Raw genomic sequence first — 13,419 nt, forward strand, 5'->3', positions numbered from 1 at the left:
ATATAAATCGATAACGCTTATTTTCCGAGAATAGTATTTACTCTTTTTGTATCAGACAGAACTTCGATCGCTTTTTGAAGATCTTTATCAAATTGAAAGGCCTGTTCTGCACGTCCGTTTTGGTAATAGTAACGCGACACGATCTCACTGGATAAGATCTCTGATATTTCATCTTTAAATTTATCCAAATCACGCTCTTTCGATGGAGTCACCTTGGACAACAATTGTTCGTAGTCAGCTTTAATGTCTTCAAAATAACCTTCGTCTTCAGCTGTTTTTTTCATACGCTCCAATTGCTCCTCAGACGCTGTTGAATAGGTAAACTCTTGTTTCAGAGCATAGGCTTTGAACGCAGCATAGTCCTCCGGACTCAGCTTGAACGTTTTAGCCGGAGCAATTGTTTCATGTGAACGTTTGTAATCCGTTGCAAAATTGAAAATCACATTATTACTTACCAGCATTAACAACAAGCGCGAATAATCGTCTTTTTCAACTACGATATCCGGTTCAATTCCGCGTCCGTCGATCACTTTACGTCCGTTTGCAGTGGTAAAGGTCTTTAACAATGAATCTGCAATTGCCTTCGGTTTATCATCCAATTCCTTATCGTAATATTCCAGGCGCTGCACACAACGGCCGGAAGGCGTATAGTATTTCGAAATTGTCAGTTTAATCTTTGAACCGTATTTCAGATCAAACGTACGCTGAACCAAGCCCTTTCCATATGAATTCTCTCCGATAATAACCGCACGATCCAAATCCTGCAAACTTCCGGAAACGATCTCGGAAGCGGAAGCGGAACCTCCATCGACCAAAACTACCAGCGGAATTGTCAGATCCAAAGGATCAGCAGATGTCGAATACGTTCTGTTCTCTTCCGGGATACGTCCTTTCGTAGTAACCACTGTTTGACCTTTCTTGACAAAAATATTGACAATCTTAACCGCCTCGATCAACAGACCTCCGCCATTTCCGCGTAAATCCAAAACCAGCGAAGTCATTCCCTGTTGTTTCAGCTTACCATAAGCTGCGATTACTTCTGCAGAAGCCGTTTGGGTAAAGCCATTCAATTTGATGTATCCGGTGGTTCCGTTATTTAGCATCCCGAAATAGGGAACGTCTGCCAATTTAATCTCATCACGTGTAATGGAAATTGTTTTTTCCTGTCCTGCACGGTCAACTTTCAATTCGATTGTTGAACCCTTTGGTCCGCGCAAAGCATCCGAAACCTCATCACTTGGTTTTCCCTTCATGTCTTTTCCATCAATAGAAAGGATCTTATCTCCAGCCATTGCCCCGGACAGTTGAGCCGGTTTTCCTTCATAAGGCTCTGCTATAAAAGTATACTCACCCATTTTACGGATCAAAGCACCAATGCCACCATATTGTCCGGTAGTCATCATGCGGTAATCCTCCATATTTGACTCGTGGTAGTAAACAGTATAAGGATCAAGCTGTTTCAACATGGCATCAATCGCCGTTTTACTCATCTCTCCCGGCTTGATCTCATCAACGTAATTGGTTTCCAATTGCTGAAAAATGAGATCCATTAATTCCATGGATTTAATTTCCTCGAATCCGTTGGACTGGGCTTTAACAGGAGAACTAAAACCAATAAGGATACTTACCAGGGCGAAAACATGCAAGAACTGCTTCATATTTTTAAAATTTCTTTAACTGCGCTAACGCTTGTTTTTTATCGTCCGCCGCGGCGGACTCTTGTGTGATGACTTCAAAAATCATTCCGTAAAATAATCTCCGAGAGGTAAAAATACCGAAAGATTGGGAATAGAATTGGTTTTTTTAGGTTTTTTGACGAATGGTCCGGGCATTGAGAATGAATCCCTTTAATTTTGATTTGATTCAGTTAATTCTGCAATTAATTTCCCGATCAGTTTCTGCACACATTTTTCCAACTCCCGGTATGTCAGCACTTCCTTGTTTGTATAAACAATAAATAAGGATAATTGTTTCCCGCTTGCATTCAACAATTCCTCCAAAGGTTGTTTTTCCCTCCGGAGAACTTCCTTCATTAATCGTTTCACATAATTGCGGTCATGAGCTCTTCTAAACTGACGTTTAGGAGCAGAAAGCACAACCTGAAAAGGAACTTTCTCTATTGATTTACTCTCTGAGTAATAAACCGTTAAGGGAAAGGCACGCAGCTGCTTCCCCTCCTTGAAGAGACTGTCGATTGTTTTCCGACTGCAGAGTTTATATGCTTTTCCGAAATGTTCCATTTGGATATTAGGATTTTAAGACTTTAGGATATTAGGACTCAGATTTTCTCAATTACACAAAAATCCAAGTCCTAAAATCTTAATATCCTGATGTCTTGAAGTCTCTATTTAACTGTCCACGTCACGCCATCCTTGCCGTCTTTAACGACAATTCCAGCTTCTGTTAAACGGTCCCTGATTTTATCCGATGTGCTCCAATCCTTATTTTCGCGGGCATCTTTGCGCATATCCAGTACCAAATCCATTACAGTTGTTAAAGCACTGTCAGTTGCGGCAGAAGCTTTCTCAATTGCAAGACCAAGTACATCGAACACGAAAGCACTAAACTCTTTGGACAATAATTCCAGGTCAGCAGCAGTGATCGTTGCCTTTCCTTCCGCAATAGTATTAATGTATTTCACGGCTTCGAACAGTCCGGCAACAAGCATCGGTGCATTGAAATCGTCATTCATTGCCTTATATAAACCATCCACAAGTGCCTGAACATCCTGAGAAGAGGTGTCTTTTGTTTCCAGAGAGCTCAATTTCCCGTATGCTTCCGACAAGCGTGTAAATCCCTTTTCTGCCGCATTCAATGAATCAGGTGTAAAATCCAGCGTACTGCGGTAATGTGCCTGCATCATGCAAAAGCGGATGACCTGTGGAGAATAAGGTTTATCAAAAACCTCCGTTGTTCCATCCACAATTTCTTTTGGCAGGAAGTAATTACCTAGGGATTTGGACATTTTCTGTCCATTTACATTCAACATATTTGCATGCATCCAGTAATTTGCCGGATTGCAGCCAGCAGAACCACAACTCTGTGCAATTTCATCTTCGTGATGCGGAAATTTTAAATCCAGTCCGCCACCATGAATATCGAACTGATCTCCTAAATACTTCGTACTCATTGCAGTACATTCAATATGCCAGCCCGGATTTCCATCACCCCAGGGTGAACGCCAAATCTGCATATCATCCGGATTTGCCTTTTTCCACAAAGCAAAATCAGCGAAGAAACGTTTTTCGTCCTGTGCATTCAGCTCACGTGTTTCCTCTGCCAATTCATCGACCTTACGCCCACTCAGGATTCCATATTCGAACTTTTCACTGTAAGCACGTACATCGAAATACACAGATCCATTCACCACATAAGCGAATCCGTTCTCAATGATCTGTTCGATCACTTCAATTTGTTCCTGGATATGTCCGGTTGCCGTTGGTTCGATAGCTGGAGGCAGCAGGTTATAAATGCGCTGCAAATCCTGAAACTTCACATTGTATTTGTAAACGATTTCCAAGGATTGTACTTGCTCAACGCGCGCTGCTTTTCCGATAGAATCAACCGCTTCACCGGCTGAATTGGTAATGTGCCCGGCATCTGTGATGTTACGCACGTACTTCACCTGGTAACCCAAATGCAGTAAGTAACGGTAGATCAAATCAAAATTGATGAAGGTACGCATGTTTCCCATGTGCGGTTCGCTATAAAGCGTCGGACCACATACATACATTCCCACCCTGCCGGCAATAATGGGTTTAAACACTTCTTTTTCACCTGAAAGGCTGTTGTAAATCAACAGGGGAGTATTGGGATTCATGTTAAATTAATTCAAAAGATTCGAAGCACGAAGATAGGGAGAATTTAGTAATTGCGAATTACGAGTGCCGAATGCCGAATTAGATTTCAGGATCACGGAATGTCGGAACAAGTATTCGGATATTAAGATTAAAGACTGTGGACCTGGGACCAAAGACGGAAATGGGCACGACCAGAGCCTCGCGCCAACGAAGAGGGTTGGTTATTGCTGGTAACAGGCAATGGTGATCACGGCATTAGGCAATCGTTTTTAGTACAGTTAAATACACCACTTCAATGTTAAATAACTATACAAACGTAACTATATCTATGCTTTATTTATGCTTCAATCATGGTTCATTCATGCTTGAAAGACGGAGTACCTATACTACAACTACGTTATGTCCCTCGGCTTTTTCGTCTTGACCAAAGCAGATCATACAAATGATCGCTTCGGATCGAGTGAGACAGAACCTCAGTCTTCGTCCGCCGCGGCGGACTCTTATCTATGCTTCATTCATACTTTAATTACGCTTCATTCCTGCCTTAAAGTTGGAAATTTTGCTTATATGCTTACCTCTCAAGGTGACTGGTTGAGCCTCCAAAACCATTTTATACCTACTTTAGTCCGCATGAATATCGAATCCAGACAACACAGCCTGGGCTTCCTGGATGGGGTGCGCGGTGTAGCTATGATAATAGTTGTATTCCACCATTTCGGTTTAGCGTTCTTCCCAGCGATTAATTACATGAATCCCGATCAGGTAAACCTGGGAAATGGCGGGATAGAATTGCTGATTGCAAAAACACCTCTTAATATCTTTTTTAACGGAGGATTTGCAGTTTCCATTTTCTTTGTCTTAAGTGGCTTTGTACTCAGCTATAAATTTCACCGTTCCGGAAACCACAAACTTTTGAGGGAATATGCTGCCAAACGATATTTCAGACTACTTATCCCGGTTGGCGTATCTGTCATTCTCTGCTATATTCTTCATGAAGCGGGACTCTTCACTCACAAAGAATTGGGTGATATGACCAAATCAAAAAATTGGTTGGATTGTCTATTCAGGGATATGAGTACTGTTGCAGACATGATAAAAAACCTGTTTGTGGATGTGTTTTTAAATAGGGACGATCGTTACAATCCGGTATTGTGGACAATGACGATTGAATTTCTAGGTTCCTTATTGTTGTTTTCCTTCCTGACATTAGCGGGTAACAATAAGAAAACAATCCTGCTTCATATCATTGTCGCGGTTCTTATTCTTCTTACAGATAAAAAATTCTATGCCGCTTTCATACTTGGGTCACTCATTAGCCGGCTTTTTGTAGATGGGTTTTCTTTTCCAAAGGGATGGAAAGGCATCGGGATTAAACTTTTGCTTTTGAGTGCGGGAATTTATTTCAGTTCCTACCCACAAGGCTCCTTGCTCGAGCAAAGTATATGGAAGCCCTTGTCTTGGAGCTGGACCAACAGTTACGACCTGTTCCATGTATTGGGATCTTTTTGCCTTCTGTTTGTGATCTGTTTTGAGAACAATTTCATGCGTTTCTTTTCAATAAAGCCTTTTTTATATTTGGGAAAAATCTCGTTCTCATTCTATTTGATCCATTTGGCCGTCTTGTGCTCACTCGGAACCACACTTTTTCTCGAATTATGGAAACCGGGAACCTACTTCATTCCTTTCCTGATTTCATTTCTCGCGTCCATGGCGGTATCTTTTCTGATTTCGCATTTCTACTATAAATTCATCGATAAGGCCAGCATCGGGCTCTCTGAAAAAATGGGGAAACTTATCACAAAAGGTGACTTATCGGAATGAAGTGCAATACCTGCTATTTCTCCATAAATGCCGTGACCATTCTTCCAGAAACCAAAATCCCCTACCAATTATTGATAGGGGAATTCGCAGTAGTAATTTAGACTGTGGTGTCTATGCGCCTTCGCTGTAGCTTCAGCGTAAGCGTTGGGGTTCTTTTGTAATAAATCAATTAAAACTCCCACTTTCTCATTTATGACGAGAAAAATTATGAAACGTTGTTTTAAAGCTTGTGAAAAAATTTCAACTAAACTCTTGTTCTGTTTAATATCAAGGCATTCACGCCCCAAAAACAACGATCTTTTAACATTTAAGGTGTTGCTTTTAAACAGAATTCGCAACAAAAATTACCTCGAATTCAGATTTTTATACGCTAACACGTCCACTAAGTAAAATGAAATTTGGCTTGATTCGCGAATTATAGAATATTATTCTATATTTTTATAAAGCACAGCTTCTTTTTTCTGTTATTTAATGATTTTGAAGCCGAAAACAGAAATATTTTCTCAAAACTTTGAAGTATGTCAGTATTAGATTCCATTGATCATCAGATCATAACGCTCCTTGAAGCCAATGGTAAAATGAATAATAAAGAAGTTGCGGGCAAAATCGGTCTGTCCGTTACTCCTACTTTTGAACGCATCAAGCGATTGGAGCGCATTGGTGTTATCCAGGGTTATGCTGCGCTGATCAATAGAAAAGCTGTAGGGAAGGAATTGAAAGTAGTGTGCCAGGTAAGTTTGAAAAGCCACGAAAAGGAGGGAATTGATGTATTTGAAAGCGCCGTCAGGGAACTACCGGAAGTCATTCACGCCTATCATGTAGCCGGAGCCACAGATTACATGCTTACGATTGAAGTTGCAAACATGGAAGTGTACCAGGATTTCCTGAAGAACCAATTGGCCTGCATTCCACATATCGGGCAGGTGAACAGCAGCTTCGTGATGTCGGAACTTAAATAGATTCTTGCCGCGAATGCACGAATTTTAGCTCGGCTAACGCGCTCGCTATTTATTTTTTGACGCTTAATATTTTTGCTTGTTCGAAATGAACTTTTTCATTATCTTAAAGTAAATGAAGCACTTAATATTAGAAAAGGAAGCCTATGAAATAATAGGTATGTGTATGGAAGTCCACCGAAATTTAGGAAATGGTTTCTCCGAGATTGTCTATAAGGATGCATTGGAATATGAATTTAAGCATGCAAAAGTTCAATTTGCACGAGAAAAAGAGTTTAAGGTTCACTATAAAGATATTATCTTACCTCATCATTTCTACGCCGATTTTGTAGTCTTAAACTCCATCATTTTAGAAGTAAAATCAGTTAGTCAACTTACAAAGTCTCATTATGCTCAAGTTATTAACTATTTAGCAGTTTCCGATTTACCACTCGGTTTATTAGTCAATTTTAATGAAGATAGTTTGAAATACAAACGTTTTGTCCTCTAAGTGACCTTTGCGAGCGTGTTAACCGAGCGAAAAAATTCATGCATTCATGGGATACCCATTAAACGAACTGAGAATTAACGTTAAAAGATTTCCTCTTGTTTGTCGAAAGCTCGAATTTTTGGCTACATTTATTAGGAACACATAAAACAAAGTATCATGGCAAGTAGCACAGGAAATGTTATAATTGCACTTCTGGCAGGTGCAGTTATCGGAGCAGGCATCGGGATTCTATTAGCGCCTGATAAAGGATCTGTAACTCGACAAAAGCTGAAAGACAATTTAGGCAAAGGAAAAGATAATTTGATGGATAAATACCACGAATTGGCTCAACTGTTGCATCGCAAGGCTGAAAATGCGGGTGAAGACATTGGCGAATTTTTGGATAACGCCATTTCAAGCGGGCTTCATGAAAAGGATGAACTGATCTCACTTTTAGAAGAAAAACTGTCCTTGTTGAAAGGTGCGGCTAAAAAAGCAACAGCTAAGTAAGATGGCATTTGAAGAATTAAAGGAGAGCACAGGCAAGATTCAGGAAGAAACCAAAGCATACGTAGAAAGTACTGTTGAATATTACAAACTGCTGGGTTTCAAAATCTTAATGAAATCCACCAGGATGGTCGTCAGATTTATACTGCTTGGTTTCTTCCTGATGATTGCTTTTCTTTTCGGATCCATTGCAGCAGCTTTGGCAATCGGGGATGCGATAGACAATATTGCCTTGGGTTTTCTTATTGTTGCCGGCGCCTATTTTGTATTGATCCTTTTACTCTGTTTTTTAAGGCTTCGATTCATCGAAAAGCAAATTTTACGAAGATTTTCCAAACTATTTTTCAATAATTAAATGGAGAAACAGCCGAAAATATATTCTTCGTTTGAAGAAATTGAGCTGGATTTAAAAATCCTAAAGCTCGAGCGTGAAATTCATGCTCAAAAAATAAAAATGGGCTTCCGGGAGACCGGTGAGAATTTGCGCCCTATGAACTTGCTCCAGGACTATATCGGAACAGGTAACCAAACCACTTTTTCCCTCATAGAACAAGTCATCAAATTTATTTTACAATTCGTCGTAAAGCCGTTCAAAGAATAAAAAGTAACTTCGGAGTGCTCAAATTCATTTCATGAAAAAAGTATTCTTTTTGGACACTGTACATCCCATCCTTTCCGAACGGCTCACACAAAGCGGTGAATACGAATGTATTGAGGCGCATGACTGGACCAGAGAACAATGTGAAACTCAACTGAGAGATGCGCACGGAATCGTGATCCGTTCCCGCTTCACACTGGATGAATCCTTTCTACAATTCACTCCCGCACTTCATTTCATAGCTCGCTCCGGGGCAGGAATGGAAAACATTGATGTTACTTATTGTGACTCACGTGGAATTCAGCTTTACAATGCTCCGGAAGGAAACCGCAATGCAGTGGCAGAACACGCATTGGGCATGCTCTTATGCATGATGAACAAGATCCATACAGCAAACCGGGATGTAAAAAACGGGCTTTGGGACCGCGAAGGAAACAGAGGTGTTGAACTGGATGGCAAAACGGTTGGAATAATCGGATTCGGAAATAACGGAAAGGCATTTGCAAAGAAATTACGCGGCTTTGACATCACCCTTCTGGCTTACGACAAATACAAAACAGGTTTTGGAGACGACTTTGTAATCGAAGCTACCCTGGAAGCTGTGCTGAGGAAGTCCGACGTGATCTCCTTTCACATTCCCCAGAATGAAGAAACCATTCACTTCGCCAACCAAGAGTTTTTTGATGCACTTGGGAAACCCATTTACCTGTTGAATTTATCGAGGGGAAAAATAGTTGAAACTAATTCTTTAATTAAATCTATCCAAAAAGGATCAACGATTTCAGCTGGATTGGACGTAAATGAATTTGAGAAAAAATCATTCGAACATTTCTTTGACCACACCGACAACGAAGGATTGAAATTCTTACTGGCATCCGATAAAATATTGCTTACGCCTCATGTTGGCGGATGGACTGCAGAAAGCTACTATAAACTTAGTTCTGTTTTAGCCGACAAAATTCTGGACATCGAAGATCAGTAATTCACAATTACTTGTAGATCTTGACTATAGCCTCTTTACTATTAAGTCTTACTTTAATCAAATAGAGTTGGCCACCGGGTAAAAAACAAACATCAAACGTATTTGTTAGTTTGTTTTCAAGCAATAAATTACCGGACAAATCGTAGAGTTCAAATCGTGCTTCCTGCCTGTTTTTCACTTTCAGATATCCACCTTCAAACTCAAGGAAAGAGTCCTCATTCAATTCCATCATTCCGTTTACGGGACTCGTAATTATGAATTCATAACTTATGGTTTGAACAAACGAAAGATTGTTCGGATCGTAAACGTCAAAATAACAAATTCCATGTCCTGGAGTTCCGTTCAAAATTGCGCCGATGATCAATTTTTTTGCAAAGGGCTGATTCGCCGGCAGATTAAAATCTGCACTATCACCAACCTGTATATTGGAGTAAGAAGCAGTTTGATCATCCATCCCTATCTCCCATTCAGGGGGAACATTATCGAAATGGGTTGCTTTCCACCTCAATACTGTGTCCACTGAACTATCAGAAAAGACTTCAACGTACCAGTGAGCCGGAGATTGATTCGTAGTCTTAACAATTAAAGCCGAAGTATCCGATACGTGAAATACTTGTCCCAAAGATTGGAATCCAAGGGAAAAAGCCGCTAAAATCAAGCCTGTTTTCATAAGCAATTCAGTTATTCGTTTCAAAACGTGAAAACAATAAACGCATTTTCGAGTATTCGGTATCCCAACTTGCAAGTCTCGGATCCGTAATCGATAAGCAAAGAATCTTTAGAAATGTTTGAAATGATTACCTCTTCTTTCAAATCGGTAATTTGACCTTCTTTCAATTTATAAAATGCTTCTTTTGCCCCCCAAATCAAATGAAGTGCAATTTCATCCTCGGAAAATGACAATTCCCACTCATTTCTAAAATAGTCCTGCCCTTGTTTCAACCTGGGTGAATACGTCTGAATATCAACTCCCACGGGCTCAGATCCCACACTCACCGCAAACCATCCTTTTGCATGAGAAATTGATAAAAACAATTCCGGTTTATCTTTAAAATAGGGTTGTCCGCTTTCTTTATAAGAGATTTCATCTTCGTGACAAGCCAATTCCTGAAGCAATTTTTGTACCCCGCCTTTTTCGACTGCGCGTTTATTTATACCACCGGCAAGCAGCTGATCGTAGTCCTCCTGCTTAAAATAAGCCACTGTAGAATTCGGGTTGTTAATTATACTTATCATCGTTATCCGTAGTCGAAATTGCTGAGATCCAGCTCAAAAATAACGTATATTTGTACTCAATTATTCAGACGTGTGCTAAGAACCATAATTAAATACCTATTCCGTCTCATTTGGATTCCGACAGAGTTACTTTTTGCATTCATTTTCATATTGTTTACAATTGTCCTCTTCAATGCCCAAATCGACACCCCTGAAGTTCCGGAGATTCATATCGGCGAACGAAAACAAGTTGGAAAAGACCATTACGTTCTTGGAAATTCTTACTTAAAGAAAAACAAGTTCGGTGTTTGGGAAATGTACCTGGAAGGAGAACCTTACGAAAGAGGTGTCATCTATGGAAAACTCGCAAAAGAACTCGTACAGGAACAAGAAGACATTTTTGTCGGACAGATCAATAATTTCCTGCCGAATAAACTTTGGAGGCATCTCATTAAATTAATGGTCGGATTTTTCAATAGTGACCTTCCGGAGAATATTCCGCTTGAGAACCAGCAGGAAATCTATGGTATCTCACTCGCTTTTTCGGATCGTTACGATTACATCGCTTCAAAATATACACGTATACTGAATTATCACGCAGCACACGATATAGGGCATGCCCTGAATGACTACAGCGTGGTTGGCTGCACCTCTTTCGCGGTGAAAGGCAACAAAAGTGAAAACAAGGAATTATTAGTCGGCAGGAATTTTGATTTTTATGTCGGTGATGATTTCGCGAAAAACAAATTGATCATTTTTGTCAATCCGAGTAAGGGTTACAAATTCACTTCCTATTCCTGGGCTGGATTCACCGGAGTAGCTTCCGGAATGAATGAAAAAGGTTTGACTGTGACTATCAACGCCTCCAAGTCAGACTTGCCAACCAGTTCAAAAATGCCGATCTCACTCCTGGCTCGTGAAATCTTACAATATGCCAAGAATATAGACGAAGCGGTGGCAATTGCCAAAAAGCGAAACACTTTTGTTTCCGAAACACTGATGGTTTCTTCAGCGGCAGACGGAAGAGCAGTTTTAATCGAAAAATCACCGGCAAAACTGGGAGTTTACGAAAGCCCAACGGATCAATTGGTTTGTGCGAACCATTATCAATCCGCACGCTTCGAAAAAGACAAAGAAAATCTCAAAAATATATCCAACAGTGATTCCAAATACCGTTTCGACAGGATGAAACAATTGCTTGGAAAATCACATCCATTGAATCCTTCCATTGCGGCAACCATCCTAAGAGACCAGGGCGGATGGAACGGAGATACTTTGGGAATGGGAAATCCAAGAGCATTGAATCAACTCCAGGCACATCACAGTGTGGTTATGCAACCTGAAAGCGGGCTTTACTTCATTTCCAGTTCGGATTATCAATTGGGTACTTTCCTGGGATATGATCTAAACAAAACATTCAAAACAAAGCATATTCAACTCGTGGATTCAATCCCACAGGATCAATTTGTCACTTCGGAGGCTTACAGGAAATTCAAAACGTTCAAAACCGTTAAACAGCAAATCACGGCTTACCTGATGTTTGATAAAGAATTGAATCTTTCAGAAAAAGAGATTGCTGAATTCATTTCAAACAATTCCGAATCGTACGTTACCTATGAACAGCTTGGAAAATATTTTCAGAAGAAAAAACAGCTTAAAAAAGCGATCTCAGCATATGAAACAGCGCTTACAAAACGAGTTGCTTCGCCCAAGATTGAAGAAGAATTGCGTAATTTGATCAAAGAATGTCGAAAAAATGGAAAATAGCAAGGTCCTTGAGCAAGTAATTGAAACGATTCACTATGCCGTTGCGCATGCTCCATTTTATCGGAAACATTTTTCAAAGAATTCACTTGAACACTTGAATTGGGAAGGATTTCGGGCACTTCCTTTTACAACGAAAGAGGACCTTTCCCAGAACAACCGGGATTTTTTATGTGTTCCTCCTGCCCAAGTTGCCGAATATGTCACTACTTCAGGTACTTCCGGCAAACCGGTTACCATTTATCTTACGAAGAAAGATTTAGTTCGTTTGGCAAAAAATGAAAAGGAGTCTTTTGAATTGACCGGTGCTAAAGCCGGTGATCTGTTTCAGTTAATGACAACCATCGACAAGCAGTTCATGGCGGGATTGGCTTATTACTTAGGTGTCCAGGAATTAAACGCAGGAATGATCCGCATTGGCCCGGGTGTTCCGGCCTTACAATGGAATTCGATTTTAGAAAACAAACCGACCATTTTGATTGCCGTACCCAGTTTCTTAGTCAACCTGATTGACTATGCAAAACAAAACGGGATTGATGTCAATCAAACTTCTGTTCGTTCGGCGATTTGTATCGGTGAGCCGATCAGGGAAGATGACTTATCCGAAAATGTCCTGGCAAAACGTATTCACGCGGACTGGAATATCGAATTGTTCTCAACCTACGCCTCAACAGAAATGGGAGCCGCTTTTACGGAATGTACAGCACACCAGGGCGGACACCTGAACGAAGATTTGATCTACCTGGAAGTCCTGGATGATGAAGGAAATGAAGTTGCCCATGGTGAAAAGGGAGAGATCGTGGTCAGCACCCTAAACACCGAAGGAACACCACTTATACGCTATAAAACAGGCGATGTTGCACGAATTTACAGGGAAACCTGCAGCTGCGGAAGAACTTCTCCGCGTGTTGGCCCAATCCTGGGCAGGAAAAATCAAATGATAAAATTTAAAGGAACGACCATTTTCCCGCCGTCCATCTATGAGATTTTTGACAGCAGATCAGAGATCACTTGTTATAAAATTGAAGTAGCAAAAGATTACCTCGGACACGATACGATTACGATCCTCTTGGAAAACAGGATCGAACACTCACCCGTAATGTTTAAGATCATTGAGGATTGCAAGGCCAAATTACGTGTTGTTCCGCATTTTGTGTTTTTGGAAACGGACTATTTGAGAAGCCAGGTTTTTAAGAATCATATGCGGAAACCGGAGAAAATTGTATTCAAATAAGCGACTTCAACTCTTCCGGAACCCAGGAAAACAAAGGGCAGTTTGTCCGCCGCGGCGGACGAACTTGCAACTT

The 13,419-nt window shown here is 40.6% G+C and carries 14 protein-coding genes; 9 read left to right on the forward strand and 5 right to left on the reverse strand.

The window, feature by feature from the left end; genetic code table 11:
• Positions 1-17: 17 nt before the first annotated feature.
• The 3 genes from K0S23_RS11885 to cysS all read right to left on the reverse strand — a co-directional run bounded on the left by K0S23_RS11885 (position 18) and on the right by cysS (position 3,820).
• Positions 18-1,658, reverse strand: coding sequence for a S41 family peptidase (locus tag K0S23_RS11885; protein ID WP_300357570.1), 1,641 nt, complete (start codon positions 1,656-1,658; stop codon positions 18-20).
• 189 nt (positions 1,659-1,847) lie between these two features.
• Complete coding sequence (gene rnpA / locus K0S23_RS11890; RefSeq protein ID WP_300357573.1) at positions 1,848-2,240, reverse strand: ribonuclease P protein component; 393 nt, start codon at positions 2,238-2,240, stop codon at positions 1,848-1,850.
• A 104-nt stretch (positions 2,241-2,344) separates the two neighbouring features.
• The gene (cysS, locus tag K0S23_RS11895; protein ID WP_300357576.1) at positions 2,345-3,820 is read right to left on the reverse strand and encodes a cysteine--tRNA ligase; all 1,476 of its coding nucleotides are present in this window, start codon (positions 3,818-3,820) and stop codon (positions 2,345-2,347) included.
• Between the two features lie 547 nt (positions 3,821-4,367).
• Between cysS and K0S23_RS11900 the strand changes: the two genes are divergently transcribed.
• The 7 genes from K0S23_RS11900 to K0S23_RS11925 all read left to right on the forward strand — a co-directional run bounded on the left by K0S23_RS11900 (position 4,368) and on the right by K0S23_RS11925 (position 9,133).
• On the forward strand, positions 4,368-5,621 hold the full coding sequence (locus tag K0S23_RS11900) for an acyltransferase (protein ID WP_300357579.1): 1,254 nt from the start codon (positions 4,368-4,370) through the stop codon (positions 5,619-5,621).
• A 518-nt stretch (positions 5,622-6,139) separates the two neighbouring features.
• Positions 6,140-6,580 (forward strand): Lrp/AsnC family transcriptional regulator, encoded by a 441-nt coding sequence (locus K0S23_RS11905; RefSeq protein ID WP_300357581.1) that lies wholly within the window; start codon positions 6,140-6,142, stop codon positions 6,578-6,580.
• Positions 6,581-6,692: 112 nt separating this feature from the next.
• Complete coding sequence (locus K0S23_RS11910; RefSeq protein ID WP_300357583.1) at positions 6,693-7,067, forward strand: GxxExxY protein; 375 nt, start codon at positions 6,693-6,695, stop codon at positions 7,065-7,067.
• A gap of 156 nt (positions 7,068-7,223) precedes the next feature.
• Positions 7,224-7,556: a YtxH domain-containing protein gene (locus K0S23_RS11915; RefSeq protein ID WP_300357585.1), complete on the forward strand. Its 333-nt coding sequence runs from the start codon at positions 7,224-7,226 to the stop codon at positions 7,554-7,556.
• A 1-nt stretch (position 7,557) separates the two neighbouring features.
• Entirely contained in the window at positions 7,558-7,908 is a 351-nt protein-coding gene (locus K0S23_RS11920) for a competence protein (RefSeq protein WP_300357587.1), read from the forward strand.
• Complete coding sequence (locus tag K0S23_RS18555; protein ID WP_366944312.1) at positions 7,909-8,154, forward strand: DUF6327 family protein; 246 nt, start codon at positions 7,909-7,911, stop codon at positions 8,152-8,154.
• Positions 8,155-8,185: 31 nt separating this feature from the next.
• Positions 8,186-9,133, forward strand: a complete 948-nt coding sequence (locus K0S23_RS11925) for an NAD(P)-dependent oxidoreductase (RefSeq protein WP_300357590.1) — start codon at positions 8,186-8,188, stop codon at positions 9,131-9,133.
• Positions 9,134-9,140: 7 nt separating this feature from the next.
• Here K0S23_RS11925 and K0S23_RS11930 read toward each other — a convergent pair whose 3' ends face one another.
• Positions 9,141-9,803: a hypothetical protein gene (locus tag K0S23_RS11930; RefSeq protein ID WP_300357593.1), complete on the reverse strand. Its 663-nt coding sequence runs from the start codon at positions 9,801-9,803 to the stop codon at positions 9,141-9,143.
• 20 nt (positions 9,804-9,823) lie between these two features.
• Positions 9,824-10,369 (reverse strand): hypothetical protein, encoded by a 546-nt coding sequence (locus tag K0S23_RS11935; RefSeq protein ID WP_300357596.1) that lies wholly within the window; start codon positions 10,367-10,369, stop codon positions 9,824-9,826.
• A 72-nt stretch (positions 10,370-10,441) separates the two neighbouring features.
• Here K0S23_RS11935 and K0S23_RS11940 point away from each other — a divergent pair, with 72 nt between their 5' ends.
• Positions 10,442-12,115 (forward strand): C45 family peptidase, encoded by a 1,674-nt coding sequence (locus K0S23_RS11940; protein WP_300357599.1) that lies wholly within the window; start codon positions 10,442-10,444, stop codon positions 12,113-12,115.
• Positions 12,105-13,346: an AMP-binding protein gene (locus tag K0S23_RS11945; RefSeq protein WP_300357602.1), complete on the forward strand. Its 1,242-nt coding sequence runs from the start codon at positions 12,105-12,107 to the stop codon at positions 13,344-13,346. Before K0S23_RS11940 ends, K0S23_RS11945 begins: the two co-directional genes overlap by 11 nt.
• The last annotated feature ends 73 nt before the right edge of the window (positions 13,347-13,419 follow it).

Source organism: Fluviicola sp. (assembly GCF_029266855.1).
Classification (GTDB): Bacteria; Bacteroidota; Bacteroidia; order Flavobacteriales_D; family Crocinitomicaceae; genus Fluviicola.

Excerpts from the sequence above, each read along its gene's own strand:
- K0S23_RS11885 (WP_300357570.1), bottom strand. The coding sequence starts at position 1,658 with ATGAAGCAGTTCTTGCATGTTTTCGCCCTGGTAAGTATCCTTATTGGT.
- rnpA (WP_300357573.1), bottom strand. The coding sequence starts at position 2,240 with ATGGAACATTTCGGAAAAGCATATAAACTCTGCAGTCGGAAAACAATC.
- cysS (WP_300357576.1), bottom strand. The coding sequence starts at position 3,820 with ATGAATCCCAATACTCCCCTGTTGATTTACAACAGCCTTTCAGGTGAA.
- K0S23_RS11900 (WP_300357579.1), top strand. The coding sequence starts at position 4,368 with ATGCTTACCTCTCAAGGTGACTGGTTGAGCCTCCAAAACCATTTTATA.
- K0S23_RS11905 (WP_300357581.1), top strand. The coding sequence starts at position 6,140 with ATGTCAGTATTAGATTCCATTGATCATCAGATCATAACGCTCCTTGAA.
- K0S23_RS11910 (WP_300357583.1), top strand. The coding sequence starts at position 6,693 with ATGAAGCACTTAATATTAGAAAAGGAAGCCTATGAAATAATAGGTATG.
- K0S23_RS11915 (WP_300357585.1), top strand. The coding sequence starts at position 7,224 with ATGGCAAGTAGCACAGGAAATGTTATAATTGCACTTCTGGCAGGTGCA.
- K0S23_RS11920 (WP_300357587.1), top strand. The coding sequence starts at position 7,558 with ATGGCATTTGAAGAATTAAAGGAGAGCACAGGCAAGATTCAGGAAGAA.
- K0S23_RS18555 (WP_366944312.1), top strand. The coding sequence starts at position 7,909 with ATGGAGAAACAGCCGAAAATATATTCTTCGTTTGAAGAAATTGAGCTG.
- K0S23_RS11925 (WP_300357590.1), top strand. The coding sequence starts at position 8,186 with ATGAAAAAAGTATTCTTTTTGGACACTGTACATCCCATCCTTTCCGAA.
- K0S23_RS11930 (WP_300357593.1), bottom strand. The coding sequence starts at position 9,803 with ATGAAAACAGGCTTGATTTTAGCGGCTTTTTCCCTTGGATTCCAATCT.
- K0S23_RS11935 (WP_300357596.1), bottom strand. The coding sequence starts at position 10,369 with ATGATAAGTATAATTAACAACCCGAATTCTACAGTGGCTTATTTTAAG.
- K0S23_RS11945 (WP_300357602.1), top strand. The coding sequence starts at position 12,105 with ATGGAAAATAGCAAGGTCCTTGAGCAAGTAATTGAAACGATTCACTAT.